The following is a 15,726-nucleotide window of genomic DNA, read 5'->3' as shown; positions in this document are numbered from 1 at the left end:
CGATGCCGCAGCCCATACGCCTGAAAGACCACGAGAGAGACGCCCGCCAGGTGCGCCGTCGCGTCTTCGTCGGCGGGGCCGTGGTGCTGTTGCTGACGATGGTGCTGGTGGCGCGGATGTACTACCTGCAAGTGATCCAGTACGAACACCATTCGACCCTGGCGGAAAACAACCGCATCCATGTGCAGCCGATTCCGCCGACTCGCGGGCTGATCTTCGACCGCAATGGGGTGATCATCGCCGATAACCGGCCCAGCTTCAGTCTGACCCTGACGCGTGAGCGCGCGGGTGACTGGCGCCGGGTGCTGGATGTGGTGGTCGAGGTGCTGGAGCTGACGCCAGAAGATCGCGCACTGTTCGAGAAGCGCATGCTGCAGGGGCGCCGCCCCTTCGAACCGGTGCCGGTACTGTTTGAACTGTCCGAGGAGCAGATTGCCCGTATCGCGGTCAACCAGTTCCGTCTGCCCGGCGTCGAGGTGGCGGCCCAGTTGGTGCGGCACTATCCGCAGAAGGATCACTTCGCCCACTCGGTAGGGTATGTGGGGCGAATCAACGAGCAGGAGCTCAAGAAACTCGATCCGGTCAATTACAGCGGCACCCACCATATCGGCAAGACCGGTATCGAGCGTTTCTACGAGCCCTTGTTGCACGGCCAGGTTGGTTATGAAGAGGTCGAGACCAACGCTCGCGGGCGCGTGCTGCGTGTGCTCAAACGCACTGATCCGCTGCCAGGCAAGGATCTGACTCTGACGCTCGACGCCAAACTGCAGGAGGCTGCCGAGCTGGCGCTGGCGGGCCGACGCGGCGCCGTGGTGGCGATCGAACCCGCCACTGGCGAGGTGCTGGCAATGGTCAGCCAGCCCAGCTTCGACCCCAACCCTTTCGTTACAGGTATCAGCTTCAAGGCTTATGCCGAGCTGCGTGATTCCATTGACCGGCCTCTGTATAACCGCGTACTGCGCGGCCTGTATCCTCCGGGCTCGACCATCAAGCCCATGGTGGCGGTGGCCGGTCTGGATGCCGGGGTGGTGACACCGCAGAGCCGGGTCTACGATCCGGGCTTCTATCAGTTGCCCGGTCACAGCCACAAGTACCGTAACTGGAACCGCAACGGCGACGGCTCGGTGAACCTGGAGTTCGCCATCATGCGCTCCAACGACACCTACTTTTACGATCTGGCCCACAAGATGGGCATCGATCGCATGCATGACTATATGACCCGCTTCGGCCTTGGTCAGCGTGTGTCACTGGACATGTTCGAGGAAACCGCCGGCCTGATGCCGTCGCGCGAGTGGAAGCGCGCCCGCTATCGCCAGGCCTGGTATCCGGGCGAAACGCTGATCCTCGGCATTGGCCAGGGCTATATGCAGGCCACGCCCCTGCAGCTGGCGCAGGCGACCGCACTGATGGCCACCCGTGGCAAGTGGATTCGCCCACACCTGCTGCGCAGCGCCGAAGGGCGCAACGCACAGCAGCTGATGGATGCCGGCATGATCGACAAGGTCGAGACGCCTCCGGACATCAAGCTGCGTGACGACAAGTTCTGGGATTACGGTCGCCTCGGCATGGAAGCGGTGATGCATGCTCCGCGCGGCACGGCGGCCAAGGTGGGTGCCACGGCGGTTTACCGTATCGCCGGCAAGAGTGGCACGGCGCAAGTGGTGGCGATCAAGCAGGGCGAGAAGTACGACCGCAACAAGGTCGCAGAGCGCCACCGCGACCACGCCCTGTTCGTCGCTTTTGCCCCGGCCGAGGCGCCGAAGATTGCTGTGGCGGTGATGGTGGAGAATGGTGAGTCCGGTTCCGGTGTGGCGGCTCCCGTGGTTAAGCAGGTGATGGATGCCTGGCTGCTGGGCGAAGATGGTCAGCTCAAACCTGAGTTTCGCCCGCCGCAGGTAACGTCAGAAGAGGCCCGCGTACAGCCATGAAGCGCCAGGAGTTCGATCGCAGCATCTCTGACGAGGACGTGTTCAAGCGTCGCGCTACATTGCTGCAACGGCTGCACATCGATGGCTGGCTGCTACTGATCCTGCTGGCGCTGTGTGCCGGCAGTCTGTTCGTGCTGTATTCGGCCAGTGGCAAGAACTGGGATTTGGTGATCAAGCAGGGCACATCCTTTGGCATAGGTCTGGTCGCTGCACTGTTCATCGCCCAGTTCGAGCCGCGCTTCATGGCGCGTTGGGTCCCGCTGGCCTATATCGGTGGCGTTGCGTTGCTGGTGGTGGTCGAAGTGATGGGCCATACCGCCATGGGCGCGACGCGCTGGATCAACATCCCCGGGGTGATCCGCTTCCAGCCTTCGGAATTCATGAAAATCATCATGCCGGCGACCATCGCCTGGTACCTGGCCCGGCACAACCTGCCGCCCAAGTTCAAACACATCGTCATCAGCCTGGCGCTGATCGGAGTTCCCTTCGTACTGGTCCTCAAGCAGCCGGACCTCGGTACCTCGCTGCTGATCCTTGCCTCGGGAGCCTTCGTGCTGTTCATGGCGGGTCTGCAGTGGCGCTGGATCATCGGCGCCGCCGCTGCCGTGGTGCCTATTGCCATCGCCATGTGGTTCTTCGTGCTGCACCAGTATCAGAAACAGCGTGTTCTGACCTTCCTCAACCCGGAGAGCGATCCTCTGGGCACCGGCTGGAACATCATCCAGTCCAAGGCCGCTATCGGTTCGGGCGGTGTATTTGGCAAGGGCTGGTTGCTGGGGACTCAGTCGCACCTGGATTTTTTGCCGGAAAGCCATACGGACTTTATCATTGCCGTGCTGAGCGAAGAGTTCGGCATGGTGGGCGTGTGCATCCTGCTGTTTGTCTACCTGCTGCTGATTGCGCGCGGCCTGGTGATCACGGCCAATGCTCAAACGCTGTTTGGCAAGTTACTGGCCGGCAGCCTGACCATGACCTTCTTCGTGTATGTATTCGTTAACATCGGTATGGTCAGTGGCCTGTTGCCGGTAGTGGGGGTGCCCCTGCCCTTCATTAGCTATGGCGGAACCCATCTGGTGACGCTGTTGTCTGGGTTTGGGGTTTTGATGGCGATTCAGACGCACCGCAAGTGGATCGCCCAGTCATGACAAGAGTGCAGAATTTGAATCAAGCAATGCGTAGCTGGGGCGTGGCCATGATGGCGCTGCTCGGCATGGCCGGGCAGGCGCAGGCCGCCGGGGAATACCAGGGCTCGGCGCAGGTGGCCGAGTTCGTGGCTGAGATGACTCGCGACCATGGTTTTGCCAGTGAGCAACTGACGGCGTTGTTCGACCAGGTCGAGCGCAAGCAGGCGATTCTCGACGCGATCTCCCGGCCGGCGGAGAAGGTGAAGCCGTGGAAGGACTATCGGCCGATCTTCATCACCGAAGCGCGCATCAGCAAGGGCTTAGATTTCTGGAGTCAGAACGCCGAGGCCCTGGCCCGTGCCGAGCAGGAATACGGCGTGCCGGCGCAGATCATCGTCGCCATCATCGGCGTGGAAACCTTCTACGGTGGTAATACCGGGAGTTGGCGCGTGCTCGATGCGCTCTCGACCCTGTGCTTCGATTACCCACCGCGCGCCGAGTTCTTTTGCCAGCAGCTGCGTGAATTCCTCCTCCTGACCCGTGAACAGCAGGTCGAGCCGCTCAGTCGCACGGGTTCCTATGCGGGTGCCATGGGGCTGCCGCAATTCATGCCGGGCAGTTACCGCGCCTACGCCGTCGATTTCGATGGTGATGGCCACATCAATATCTGGAGCAACCCGACCGACGCCATCGGCAGTGTGGCCAGTTATTTCAAGCGCCACGGTTGGGCGACCGGCGAGCCGGTGGTCAGCCGCGCCCAGATCAAGGGCGAGCAGGCCAAGGAGGGGCTGACTCCGGGCCTTGACCCGGTGAAGAATGTCGGCGAACTGCGCGCCCTCGGCTGGACCAGCAGCGACGTGTTGCGTGACGATATCCCGGTGACAGCCTTCCGCTTTGACGGCGCCGAGGGTGAGGAGTACTGGATGGGCCTGCCGAACTTCTACGTGATTACCCGCTACAACCGCAGCACCATGTACTCCATGGCGGTGTACCAGTTGTCCAACGAGCTGTTGGCGCGCCGGAGCAAGCAATGAGCAGGCTCCTGCGCGGTCTGGCTATGGCGGCCCTGGGGCTGACGCTGGTCAGCTGCTCCAGTAGTCGTGCGCCGCAGCCTGTGGCGCCGGGCGCGCAGCCTATATCCGGGCCACAGGACTACAATCGCCCGCACCGTGACGGTGCGCCCTGGTGGGACGTGGATGTGTCTCGCATTCCCGATGCCGTGCCCATGCCGCATTACGGTCGTTTCAAGGCCAATCCCTATACCGTGATGGGTAAGACCTATTACCCGATTCAGGACGGCCGGCGCTACAACGCCATTGGCACCGCTTCCTGGTATGGCACCAAATTCCATGGCCAGGCCACGGCCAACGGTGAGGCCTACGACCTGTACGGCATGACTGCTGCGCACAAGACCCTGCCGTTGCCGAGTTATGTGCGGGTGACCAACCTGGAGAACGGCAAGAGCGTGATCCTGAGAGTCAACGACCGTGGCCCGTTCTATTCCGATCGCATCATCGATCTGTCCTTCGCAGCAGCGAAGAAGCTTGGGTATGCCGAGAGCGGCACCGCCCGGGTCAAGGTCGAAGGTATCGATCCGCACGAGTGGTGGGCAGCGCAGGGGCGTCCGGTGCCGATGGTGCTGGCGCAGCCGAAAATGGCCGCCCAGGCAGCGCCAGCACCGGCCGCAAGCCAGGTGCAGCAGATCGAGCAATACAACCCACCGCCAGCACAACATGCTGCGGCCGTGCTGCCGGTACAGGTCGATGTAAAAAAAAACGCTTCGCCCGCAGCCTCTGGCCTGTATCTCCAAGTGGCCGCCTTCGCCAATCCGGACGCTGCGGAACTTCTCAAGGACAAGCTGAGCCAAACGGTGCCTGCCAAGGTGTTTATCAGCTCGGTGGTGCTCAACCAGCAGATCCTGCATCGGGTTCGCCTGGGCCCGGTTGAAACCCAGGCCGAAGCGCAGCAGCTGCAAAACAGCGTGCGCCTGGCGAATCTCGGCGAGCCGACCATGGTCCGGCCCGACTGAGCAACGCCTTGGTACGCCGTCCGGAGGGCGGCGCCAAAACGCAGGCGACCTCAGGTCGCCTGTGCCATTGTTGAAACGCAACCTTCAGAGAGACGGATGAACATCTCCCGCTTTGCCCAACGCCTTTCCCTGGTGGCCACACTGCTGGTCGCGCCACTCGCCGCTTCTGCCGACTCTGCGATTCCTTCGCCGCCGCAGCTGGCTGCCAAGTCCTATGTGCTGATGGATGCAGCCAGCGGTAAGGTGCTGGTTGAGAATAACGGTGACCAGCGCCTGCCGCCGGCCAGCCTCACCAAGCTGATGACCGCCTATATCGCCACCCTGGAAATTCGCAAGGGCAAGATCGGCGAGCAGGATCTGGTGACCGTCAGCGAGCACGCCTGGCGTACCGGTGGCGCCGCTTCCGGCGGTTCCACCATGTTCCTGCCGATCAACAGCCAGGTGACGGTCGATGACCTGCTGCATGGCATCATCATCCAGTCCGGCAATGACGCCAGCATCGCCCTGGCCGAATACATTGCCGGTAGCGAAGATGCCTTCGCCGACATGATGAACGAAACGGCCGAGAGGCTCGGCATGAAGAACTCGCACTTCATGAATGCCACTGGTCTGCCGCATCCGGAGCACTATTCCAGCGCCCATGACATGGCCATCCTGGCCCGCGCCATCATCAATGAGGACCAGGAACACTACGCGATTTATTCGCAGAAGGAATTCCTCTGGAACAACATCAAGCAGGGCAACCGCAACCTGCTGCTGTGGCGTGACAGTACCGTGGATGGCCTGAAGACCGGTCACACCGAGGAAGCGGGCTACTGCCTGGTGGCCTCGGCCTTGCGCGACGGTGCTCGCATGATCACCTCGGTGTTCGGTACCGACAGCGAGAAGACCCGCGCCGCCGAGACGCAGAAGCTGCTGACCTACGGCTTTCGCTTCTTCGAGACTCAGACCTTCTATAAGAAGGGTGAGGAGCTGAGCCAGGCGACTGTCTGGAAAGGCACCACGCGTCAGGTCAAGGCCGGCCTGGCCGAGGATCTGTCGCTGACCCTGCCCAAGGGCCAGATCAAGAAACTGCAGGCTGTCATGGTCCTGGAGCCGCAACTGGTGGCACCGCTCAAGCAGGGCGATGTGATCGGCAAGGTCGAGGTCAAGCTGGGTGACGAGGTGGTCCACAGCGCCGACCTGATCGCTCTGGAAGAGGTGGAGGAAGGTGGTTTCTTCCGTCGCCTGTGGGATAGCATCCGCCTGTTCTTCTTCGGCCTGTTCAACTAAAGGATCGGCGGCAGCCTTGAAAGGCTGCCGCGCTGGCCCCAGATTGAGGGCCAGACCTGAACACTCACAAGGACGCCCCGCCATCGGGGCGTTCTGCATTTTACGGGCGAAAACCCGGAGTAACCGCCATGACCGATAGCGAAGTATCTGCGCCGAAAATCGAATTCCCCTGCGAGCGTTACCCGATCAAGGTGATTGGCGAAGCTGGTGAGGGGTTCACTGATCTGATCGTCGAAATCATCCAGCGCCATGCGCCAGGCTTCGATGCCGCCAGCCTGGTGGTGCGCGACAGCCGCAATGGCCGCTTTCTCTCCGTGCAGGTGCTGATCACGGCCACCGGCGTTGAGCAGCTGCAGGCCATCCATGTCGACCTCAAGGCCACCGGCCGCGTGCACATGGTGCTCTAGTGGCGGAGCTTGTTGTACGTCACTTGGGGCTGGTGGACTACCTGCCGACCCTGGAAGCCATGCGCAGCTTCACCGCCGAGCGCGATGAGTCGACCGCGGACGAAATCTGGCTGCTGCAGCACCCGCAGGTGTTCACCCAGGGGCAGGCCGGCAAGGCCGAGCATGTGCTGGCACCGGGGGATATTCCGGTGATTCAGGTCGAGCGCGGTGGCCAGGTGACCTACCACGGCCCCGGCCAACTGGTGGCCTACCTGATGCTCAATCTGCGTCGGCGCAAGTTGGGTGTGCGTGAGCTGGTGACTGCCATGGAGCTGGCGTTGGTCGACGTACTGGCGGGTTATGGCATCGAGGCGGCACCCAAGGCCGATGCGCCGGGTGTATACGTCAACGGCGAGAAGATCGCCTCGCTGGGGCTGCGGGTGCGCAATGGCTGTTCGTTCCACGGCCTGGCGCTGAATGTCGACATGGACATGGCGCCGTTCGGGCGCATCAATCCATGCGGTTACGCGGGCCTGAAGATGGTTCAGCTAAAGGATCTGCTGGTCACGTCACCTTCGCTCGATGAGGTGGCACAGCGCCTGGAGCGTGCACTGCGCGAGAGGCTCGGTTACCGCTGATTCAAACCAAAAGGCCATGGGTGACCATGGCCTTTTGTTTCCCGTCGCGCTTAGTGCAGGTTGAGCGCCGGAATCAGGCTGTCGTCCTGCTGTTGGCCGGGGACCGGAGCCGGCGCGGACAGGCCCAGGTTGTTCTTCTCGAACACTCGGTCGGCACGGTAGCTGGAGCGTACCAGCGGGCCGGCGGCGACTTCCATGAAGCCTTTCTCCAGGCCGATGTCACGGAAGCGGTTGAACTCCTCGGGGCTGACCCAACGCTTGACCGGCAGGTGATTGCGGGTCGGCTGCAGGTATTGGCCGAGGGTGAGGATGTCCACGCCGATGGCGCGCAGGTCATCCATGGTTTCAAGGATTTCCTCGTCGGTCTCGCCCAGGCCCAGCATCAGGCTGGTCTTGGTGATGACCGAGGGGCGATGCTGCTTGGCGAACTCGAGCACTTTGAGCGTCTTCTCGTAGCCGGCGCGGGGGTCGCGCACAACATGAGTCAGGCGCTTGACCGTCTCGACGTTCTGCGCGAACACCTCAAGACCGGAGTCCACCACGCGGGCAATGGCGTCGTGTTCACCGTCGAAGTCCGGGGTCAGGGCTTCCACCACCACCTGCGGGGTATTGGCCTTGATTGCCTGCACGCAGGCGGCGTAGTGGGCAGCACCACCATCGGCCAGGTCGTCGCGGTCCACCGAAGTCAGCACGATGTAGCGCAGGCCCATCAGCTCGACCGACTTCGCGGTGTTCTGCGGCTCTTCCAGGTCCAGCCAGCCGTTCGGGTTGCCGGTGTCGACTGCACAGAAGCGGCAGGCACGGGTGCACACCGAGCCCATCAGCATGATGGTGGCGGTACCGTTGGACCAGCATTCGCCCATGTTCGGGCAGTGGGATTCCTGGCAGACGGTGCTCAGGCGATGTTCGCCGACATTGCGTTTGACGGCATCGAAGCGGCTACCGCTCGGCGCCTTGACCCTCAGCCAGCTCGGTTTGGGTTCGACGACCTGCGGCTCGGCCGAGGCGCGACGCTTCTGGCCATCCTTGATCGCAGTGATACCCTGGGCGGTGCGAAATTTTTCACCGCTGGAGACGGACTTGGGCGAGGGAGTGTCGGACATCGGATCTCGGCTCCGGTAGGGGCTTCGGTGGCAGGGCTTTTGGCCGGCGCGCAGTCTACCATAGCTGGGTTTGCGCCAGCGCCGTGGGCGACGCAAGGCTGGACGTATTGCGCCTGTGCTTCTTCATGTGAGATGCAGACGCAGGTTGTGCCATTTGCAGTCACTTCAATTACGACGAGAACGCATGTCCCTCTGCGAAATCGAGCTGCCATTGCCTGCGGGCTTTCGACGGTCTGACCTGTTGAGCTTTCATCGGCGCGATGCTCAGGGCCTGGCTGAATGTGTCGAGTCGGATGGGCTGGCCAAGGGCATCCTCTGGGAGGGGCTTGCGGCCCGTCTGAGTCTGGGCTTTGCGGGTGGACACGTTCGGGTGACGTTACAGGTGGACGCCGGTGGCAGGATTGATGCGCAAGCATTGAGGGCGCTGGCGGCGCGCATGCTAGGGCTGACCCAGCCGGTGCAGGCATTCGAGGCTGCCTATGCCGCGCATCCGCAGCTTGGCAGCGTGCTGGCGCTCAATCGCGGGCTGCGTGTGCCACAAGCCGCTTCGCCATTCGAGGCGCTGACATGGGCGATTAGCGGCCAGCAGATCAGTCTGCCCGTCGCCATTACGCTGCGTCGGCGCCTGATCCAGCTGGCTGGACGGCAGCACTCCAGCGGCCTGTTCTGTTACCCGGATGCGCCCGCAGTCGCGGTTCTGGACGCGCATGCGCTGGGCCAGGCCGGCTTCTCGCACGCCAAAACCCAGGCCTTGTTGCTGCTGGCGCGTGAAGTTGCAGAAGGACGTCTGCCGCTGGATGCCTGGCTGGAAGATGAACCTGCCGCAGCCATCAGGGAGCGCCTTCTGGCGCTCAGGGGCATAGGTCCCTGGACTGTGGACTATGCCCTGCTACGTGGGTTCGCCCGTCTGGATGGCTCGCTGGAGGGTGACGCCGCCGTGCGCCGCCAGTTACAGCGCTTGCTGGGGGCGCCAGAGAAACTCAGCCAGTCCTTTGTGCGTGACTGGCTGTTGCCGTTCTCGCCCTGGCGGGCGCTGGTGGCAGCCCACCTCTGGGCGATGTCATGAGGCGTGCTCGTGACGGTATGCGTCTACTGCAACTGTTGCAGCAATGCCGGGGTCGGATACCCGTCGGCAGGCAGCCCCAGGCTCTGCTGGAAAGCGCGAATCGCACGACGGGTGTTGGCGCCGATAATGCCGTCTGCCGGCCCGGGGTTGTAGCCGCGCTGGGTCAGGCCTTCCTGCAGGGCAACGCGTTCGCTGCGGCTCAGTGGGCGCTCATCTTTAGGCCAGCTGCCACTGATCTGCCCGCCGCCGTCGAAGCGCGCGCTGAGCAGGCCCACCGCCAGGGCGTAGGATGATGAGTTGTTGTATCTGAGGATGGCGCCGAAGTTGCGGAACACCAGAAAGGCCGGGCCGCGGTGGCCTGCCGGTAGCAACAGGTAGCCTGTGTCCTCTGCCGCCAGCCCGGCCGGAGTGCCTTTCACGCCGAGCGCGTGCCACTGGGCGTAGGTCTTGCGGATCTCCGTGTCCGCCAGGGCGTAATCAAAACCTGTCGGCAGGGCGACCTGAAAGCCCCAGGGCTTGTCCATCTGCCAGCCGGAGGCCTGCAGGTAGTGCGCTGCGGAGGCCAGGGCATCGGCGCTGGAGCCCCAGATATCGCGACGACCGTCGCCATCGAAATCCACGGCATGGCTGAGGTAGGTGGTGGGGATGAACTGCGTCTGGCCCATGGCGCCGGCCCAGGAGCCACGCAGCCCGGCTGGTGTGGTGTCGCCGCTTTGCAGGATCTGCAGGGCTGCCAGCAGTTGATCTTCGGCGAACTGCGGGCGGCGGCCTTCGTAGGCCAGGGTGGCCAGTGAGCGGATGACCGATTGCTCGCCCATGAACTGGCCGAAGCTGCTTTCCATGCCCCAGATTGCTACCAGTACTTCGCGATTGACGCCGTAGCGTTGCTCGATGGCGCTCAGGGTGGCGGCATGTTGGCTGAGCAGGGCCTGGCCCTTGCGGACGCGCGTCGGCGAAATCGCACCTTCCAGGTATTCCCAAACCGGGCGGGTGAATTCGGGCTGCGCACCATCAGCGCGTACCACGCTGGGGTCGGGTGTGACTCCTGCAAACACGCGGTCGAACAGTTCGCTCTGGATGCCGGCCTGCAGGGCTTTGCCGCGAAACTGCTGGCGCCAGGTGGCGAAGTCGATGGCAGACACGGGGGCAGTCGAGACCTGTGCCGGTGGGCTGACAACAGCAGGAGCCTGGGGCTGAGCTGGCGTGATCGGGGAGTTAGCCTCGGTCTGAGGTGTTTCGGCGCATGCGGCCAGCAGCAGGAGGCTGGCGAGGGTCAGGCAGAGAGGGCGGCGGGTGGTGCGGTACAGCATGGTGGTGTCTCGGTCTTGCCAGTTAGGCTGCGACCTTAACATGCCAGGCTTGGCGGAGCAGGTGCCTTTACTTTTTTCAGGCTGCCATAAAGCAAGAAGCCTCCCAGTGGTGCTGGGAGGCTTCGCGGCGGTAGCTGCCTTTGCCTTTTTTCGGCTGTTCCTGACGGCTGCGGAACAGTGGCTGGGCGATGATGGATTTGGCCTTGTTCGGCCGTTTTCCGGCTTTCTTGCTCATTCGGAATTCCTCGCAGGCTCCGCTGGATTGCGGGCGGCGCGGACTATGCGCCGCTGCTCAGAAATTGTCCAGCGACTACTCGCTGAGCGGCAGGCGCTGGCCGGCCATTAGCATGGCCAGGCGCGCCAGGCTGCGCCACGGGTCGCCAGCGGCCTGGCCCTTGACCTGGGCGTCGATGCGCTGGGCATCGATCAGTAGCTGGTTCCAGCGTGCGGCGGTATGGCGCTGCACGGCCTTGCCGATCAATGGCCGGCGTTTGTCCCAGATGGGCGGGCGGGCGCTGGCGAAGGCCTTCTCCAGGGGGACCCCCTGACTGAACTGTTGGGCGATGCCCGCCAGCTGGCGCAACTCGCGGGCCAGCATGACGACGATGAACAGCGACTCCACGCCTTCGCCGCGCAAGCCGTCGAGCATGCGCAGGGCATGGCTGGCTTCGCCGTTGAGGATGGCGTCGATCAGGCCGAACACGTCGTAGCGAGCACTGTCGGCCACCGCCGCTTGCACGGTGCTGACATCGACCTGGTTGCCTTCGGCCAGCAGCTTGAGTTTTTCGATCTCCTGAGCAGCCGCCAGCAGGTTGCCTTCCACGCGGGCGGCGATCAGTTCCACTGCCTCCTGGCTGGCGGCCAGGCCGGCCTGGGACATGCGCTGGCGGATCCAGGCCGGAAGCTGGCTGCTGTCGACCGGCCAGATCTGCAGGAACTGGCAGTTGGGACCCTCGATCAGGGCCTTGGCCCACTTGGTCTTCTGCGTGCTGCCGTCGAGCTTGGGCAGGCTGATGAGCAGTGTGGTGTCTTCCGGCGGACGCTGCAGGTATTCGAGAATCGCGGCGGTGCCCTTGTCGCCCGGTTTGCCGTTGGCGATGCGCAGTTCGATCAGGCGTTTCTCGGCAAACAGCGACAGACTGGCGCCGGCTTCATAGAGCAGGTTCCAGTCGAAACTGGCTTCGGCATGGAACACCTGGCGCTCGCTGACCCCCTGAGCGCGCGCGGCACTGCGGATAGCGTCCTCGGCTTCCTGACACAGCAGTGGCTCGTCACCGCTGACCACGTAGACCGGGGCCAGGACTCCCTGCAGGTGTTTGCCAAGCTGGTTGGGATAGAGCTTCATGGGTGTGAAAAGGGCCGGTTACCCGGCCCTGTGCAGCTACTGGCTGATCGGCAGCTGGATCGGCGACTGCTGGGGCGCCGACTCCTGCTCGGCGCGGCGCGCGGCTGCGGCGGCTTCCGCCTCGGCCTGGGCGCGTGCCTCGGCTTCCTGCTGCAGTTGCTCCAGCTGGGCCGGGGTCAGTTGCTGCAAGCGCAGCGACAGGCGCTGGATCAGCTCGCGACGCATCTCCTGGCGGACCTGTTCGGACTCCTGGGTGGAGCCGGCCAGGTTGTTGCCATCGTGTACGTAGGTCCCTTGTACTTCCAGCTGATCCTGCAGTAACAGCATGTTCTTGCTGCCGCGGATTTCGTAGTCCAGCTGATTGGTCAGCTGGTACTCGGCGCTGCGGGCGCTGCTGGTGTAACTGGCGGTACGCTGGGTCTGCTGCTCGTTGCTCAGGAACAGGCGATAGGGTGCGCCGTTGTGCACTCTGACGCCGTTGTTTTCCAGCAGTTCACGCAGCTCCTTGACGGTCTCACCGTAGGCGTTGCGTGCCTGCAGGTCGATTTCCTTGAGAGCGAACTGGGCATCGCCGGTGCCACGCAGCTGGAAGCCGCAGGCGCTGAGCAGAACGGCCAGACCGATTACCACCAGATTCCGTTTCATCATTCTCTTCTATCCCCTTGGAGAGCCTCGGTGCCATGCGGGCATGGCACCGAGCTTAAGCAGTTGGCGACCGTTATCAATTGGCGACGATGTTGACCAGCTTGCCCGGCACGACGATGACCTTGCGGATGGTCACGCCTTCGGTGAAGCGCTGCACGTTCTCGTTGGCACGGGCAGCGGCTTCGACTTCTTCGCGGCTGGCCGATGCCGGCACTTCGATCTGCCCACGCAGCTTGCCGTTGACCTGGATGACCAGGGTCAGGCTGTCCTGTACCAGGGCCGATTCGTCGACCTGCGGCCACGGCGCATCGATGATGGCGCCGGCCTTGCCCAGCTGTTGCCACAGCTCATGGCAGATGTGCGGGGTGATCGGTGCCAGCAGCAGGGCCACGGTTTCCAGGCCTTCCTGCAGCAGGGCACGGTCCTGTTCGGTGGCGGTGGCGGCCTTTTCCAGCACGTTCATCAGGGTCATCACCTGGGCGACGGCGGTGTTGAACTTGTGGTGCTGGCCCACGTCGTTGCTGGCCTGCCTGATCGCCAGGTGGATGGCGCGGCGCACGTTCTTCTGCTCGTCCGTCAGGCTGGCGACGTCCAGCTGGCCCGGCAGGCCGGCGCTGACGTGGCTGTGGGCCAGACGCCAGACGCGGCGCAGGAAACGGTTGGCGCCTTCGATGCCGGCGTCCGACCACTCGCAGCTCATGTCGGGCGGCGAGGCGAACATCATGAACAGGCGGCAGGTGTCGGCGCCGTAGGCATCGATCATGGCCTGCGGGTCGACGCCGTTGTTCTTCGACTTGGACATCTTCTCGGTGCCGCCGATTTCCACCGGCAGGCCGTCGGATTTGAGGCGAGCGCCTATGACCTTGGCCTTGGCGTCACGCTCGACTTCCACGTCGGCCGGGTTGAACCAGTCCTTGCCGCCGTTTTCCAGGGTGCGGTAGTAGGTCTCGGCGACCACCATGCCCTGGGTCAGCAGGTTCTTGAACGGCTCGTTGGAAGTGACCAGGCCTTCGTCGCGCATCAGCTTGTGGAAGAAGCGCGCGTACAGCAGGTGCAGGATGGCGTGTTCGATGCCGCCGATGTACTGATCCACCGGCAGCCAGTGGTTGGCGGCCTGCGGGTCGACCATGCCGCCGGTGTACTGCGGGCTGGCGTAGCGGGCGTAGTACCAGGACGACTCGACGAAGGTGTCCATGGTGTCGGTTTCACGCTTGGCCGGGCTGCCGCACTTCGGGCAGCTGCATTCGTAGAACTCGGGCATCTTGGCCAGCGGCGAACCGGCGCCGTCCGGCACCACGTCTTCCGGCAGGACGACCGGCAGCTGGTCTTCCGGCACCGGCACGTCGCCGCAGCTCGGGCAGTGGATGATCGGGATCGGGCAGCCCCAATAGCGCTGGCGACTGATGCCCCAGTCGCGCAGGCGGAACTGGGTCTTGCGCGCGCCGTGGGCGCTGGCTTCCAAGTCGGCGACGATGGCGTCGAAGGCTTCGCTGAAGCCCTTGCCGTCGTACTTGCCGGAGTTGATGGTGGTGAGGCCTTCCTTGTCGCCATACCAGCTCTGCCACTCGGCAGTGCTGTAGTCCTTGCCTTCACCGGCATAGACCTGCTGAATCGGCAGGCCGTACTTGTTGGCAAACTCGAAGTCACGCTCGTCGTGGGCCGGTACGGCCATCACCGCGCCTTCGCCGTAGCCCCACAGTACGTAGTTGGCGACGAATACCGGCAGCTTGTCGCCGGTCAGCGGATGGATGACGAACTGGCCGGTGGCCACGCCCTTCTTTTCCATGGTCGCCATATCGGCTTCCGCGACCGATCCTGCCTTGCATTCGGCAATGAACGCGGCGATGGCCGGATTGGCTTCGGCGGCGCGCTGCGCCAGCGGGTGCTCGGCGGCCACGGCCACATAGGTGGCGCCCATCAGGGTGTCGGGGCGGGTCGAGTAGACCTTGAGCTGGCCGTCGATGCCGATGCTGGCGACGTCGTAGTCGAACACGATGTCGGCACCGAAGCTCTTGCCGATCCAGTTGCGCTGCATGGTCTTGACCTGCTCGGGCCAGCCCTCCAGCTCATCCAGGCTGCTCAGCAGCTCTTCGGCATAGGCGGTGATCTTGAAGTAGTACATCGGGATTTCGCGCTTCTCGATCAGCGCGCCCGAACGCCAGCCACGGCCGTCGATGACCTGCTCGTTGGCCAGTACGGTCTGGTCGACCGGGTCCCAGTTCACGGTGCCGTTCTTGCGGTAGATCACGCCCTTTTCGAACAGGCGTGTGAACAGCCACTGCTCCCAGCGGTAGTAGTCCGGCTTGCAGGTGGTGACTTCGCGTGTCCAGTCGATGGCCAGGCCCAGCGATTTCAGCTGGGACTTCATGTAGTCGATGTTCTCGTAGGTCCACTTGGCCGGCGCCACCTGGTTTTTCATGGCGGCATTTTCCGCCGGCATGCCGAAGGCGTCCCAGCCCATCGGTTGCAGCACGTTCTTGCCCTGCATGCGCTGGTAGCGGGCGATTACGTCACCGATGGTGTAGTTGCGCACGTGGCCCATGTGCAGCTTGCCGCTCGGGTAGGGGAACATCGACAGGCAGTAGAAGGTTTCCTTGCCTGGTTGCTCGCTCACTACAAAGGATTTCTGCTCGTTCCAGTGGGTCTGGGCGGCGGCTTCGATATCACGGGGCGAATACTGTTCGTGCATGGGTTTTCGGCGCTGAAATAGAGGGCTGCGAGAAACGCCGTAGCATACATGACCCCCCCTGATTCAGGGAAACCCTGATTGTCCTCGGCACAAGGCGCTGCCCGCCGTTTGTCGCGGCGCACGGCTGCCAGGCGGCGCGGCGCTAAGCTTGTTACAAGGGCGTGCAGCGACGGCGCCCGGTTGAGGTGATG

General features: G+C 63.5%; 14 protein-coding genes. 8 read left to right on the top strand and 6 right to left on the bottom strand.

Annotated features, from left to right (window positions below; genetic code table 11):
• Positions 1-2 precede the first annotated feature (2 nt).
• The 7 genes from mrdA to lipB all read left to right on the top strand — a co-directional run bounded on the left by mrdA (position 3) and on the right by lipB (position 7,377).
• The gene (gene mrdA / locus ACF8C6_RS08170; protein WP_392498812.1) at positions 3-1,928 is read left to right on the top strand and encodes a penicillin-binding protein 2; all 1,926 of its coding nucleotides are present in this window, start codon (positions 3-5) and stop codon (positions 1,926-1,928) included.
• Positions 1,925-3,073, top strand: a complete 1,149-nt coding sequence (gene rodA, locus ACF8C6_RS08165) for a rod shape-determining protein RodA (RefSeq protein WP_392498811.1) — start codon at positions 1,925-1,927, stop codon at positions 3,071-3,073. The genes mrdA and rodA overlap by 4 nt, the downstream gene beginning before the upstream one ends.
• A complete protein-coding gene (gene mltB / locus ACF8C6_RS08160; protein WP_392498810.1) occupies positions 3,070-4,086 on the top strand; it encodes a lytic murein transglycosylase B in 1,017 nt (338 codons plus the stop codon). The genes rodA and mltB overlap by 4 nt, the downstream gene beginning before the upstream one ends.
• Positions 4,083-5,081: a septal ring lytic transglycosylase RlpA family protein gene (locus ACF8C6_RS08155; RefSeq protein ID WP_392498809.1), complete on the top strand. Its 999-nt coding sequence runs from the start codon at positions 4,083-4,085 to the stop codon at positions 5,079-5,081. Before mltB ends, ACF8C6_RS08155 begins: the two co-directional genes overlap by 4 nt.
• A 96-nt stretch (positions 5,082-5,177) precedes the next feature.
• Positions 5,178-6,353: a D-alanyl-D-alanine carboxypeptidase family protein gene (locus ACF8C6_RS08150; RefSeq protein ID WP_392498807.1), complete on the top strand. Its 1,176-nt coding sequence runs from the start codon at positions 5,178-5,180 to the stop codon at positions 6,351-6,353.
• A 128-nt stretch (positions 6,354-6,481) separates the two neighbouring features.
• Positions 6,482-6,760, top strand: a complete 279-nt coding sequence (locus ACF8C6_RS08145) for a DUF493 domain-containing protein (RefSeq protein ID WP_277691945.1) — start codon at positions 6,482-6,484, stop codon at positions 6,758-6,760.
• Positions 6,760-7,377, top strand: coding sequence for a lipoyl(octanoyl) transferase LipB (gene lipB, locus ACF8C6_RS08140; protein WP_392498806.1), 618 nt, complete (start codon positions 6,760-6,762; stop codon positions 7,375-7,377). Before ACF8C6_RS08145 ends, lipB begins: the two co-directional genes overlap by 1 nt.
• Before the next feature lie 50 nt (positions 7,378-7,427).
• Here lipB and lipA read toward each other — a convergent pair whose 3' ends face one another.
• Positions 7,428-8,480, bottom strand: a complete 1,053-nt coding sequence (lipA, locus tag ACF8C6_RS08135) for a lipoyl synthase (protein ID WP_277691948.1) — start codon at positions 8,478-8,480, stop codon at positions 7,428-7,430.
• Between the two features lie 184 nt (positions 8,481-8,664).
• On the opposite strand from lipA, the gene ACF8C6_RS08130 reads away from it, so the two are divergent.
• Positions 8,665-9,546 (top strand): DNA-3-methyladenine glycosylase, encoded by an 882-nt coding sequence (locus tag ACF8C6_RS08130; RefSeq protein WP_277691949.1) that lies wholly within the window; start codon positions 8,665-8,667, stop codon positions 9,544-9,546.
• 23 nt (positions 9,547-9,569) lie between these two features.
• On the opposite strand, the gene ACF8C6_RS08125 is transcribed toward ACF8C6_RS08130, so the two are convergent.
• From ACF8C6_RS08125 to leuS, 5 genes are all read right to left on the bottom strand, one after another.
• Positions 9,570-10,856, bottom strand: a complete 1,287-nt coding sequence (locus ACF8C6_RS08125; protein WP_277691950.1) for a lytic murein transglycosylase — start codon at positions 10,854-10,856, stop codon at positions 9,570-9,572.
• A gap of 76 nt (positions 10,857-10,932) precedes the next feature.
• Entirely contained in the window at positions 10,933-11,091 is a 159-nt protein-coding gene (gene arfA, locus ACF8C6_RS08120; RefSeq protein WP_277691951.1) for an alternative ribosome rescue factor ArfA, read from the bottom strand.
• 75 nt (positions 11,092-11,166) lie between these two features.
• The gene (gene holA, locus ACF8C6_RS08115) at positions 11,167-12,201 is read right to left on the bottom strand and encodes a DNA polymerase III subunit delta (RefSeq protein ID WP_277691952.1); all 1,035 of its coding nucleotides are present in this window, start codon (positions 12,199-12,201) and stop codon (positions 11,167-11,169) included.
• Positions 12,202-12,237: 36 nt separating this feature from the next.
• A complete protein-coding gene (lptE, locus tag ACF8C6_RS08110) occupies positions 12,238-12,849 on the bottom strand; it encodes an LPS assembly lipoprotein LptE (RefSeq protein WP_277691954.1) in 612 nt (203 codons plus the stop codon).
• Positions 12,850-12,922: 73 nt separating this feature from the next.
• The gene (leuS, locus tag ACF8C6_RS08105; RefSeq protein WP_277691955.1) at positions 12,923-15,535 is read right to left on the bottom strand and encodes a leucine--tRNA ligase; all 2,613 of its coding nucleotides are present in this window, start codon (positions 15,533-15,535) and stop codon (positions 12,923-12,925) included.
• Between the last annotated feature and the right edge of the window lie 191 nt (positions 15,536-15,726).

The organism is Pseudomonas sp. zbq_18 (assembly GCF_043102245.1).
Lineage (GTDB): Bacteria > Pseudomonadota > Gammaproteobacteria > Pseudomonadales > Pseudomonadaceae > Aquipseudomonas.
Note: the sequence above shows the minus strand (reverse complement) of the source record. Positions and strands in the feature narration are given on the sequence as shown.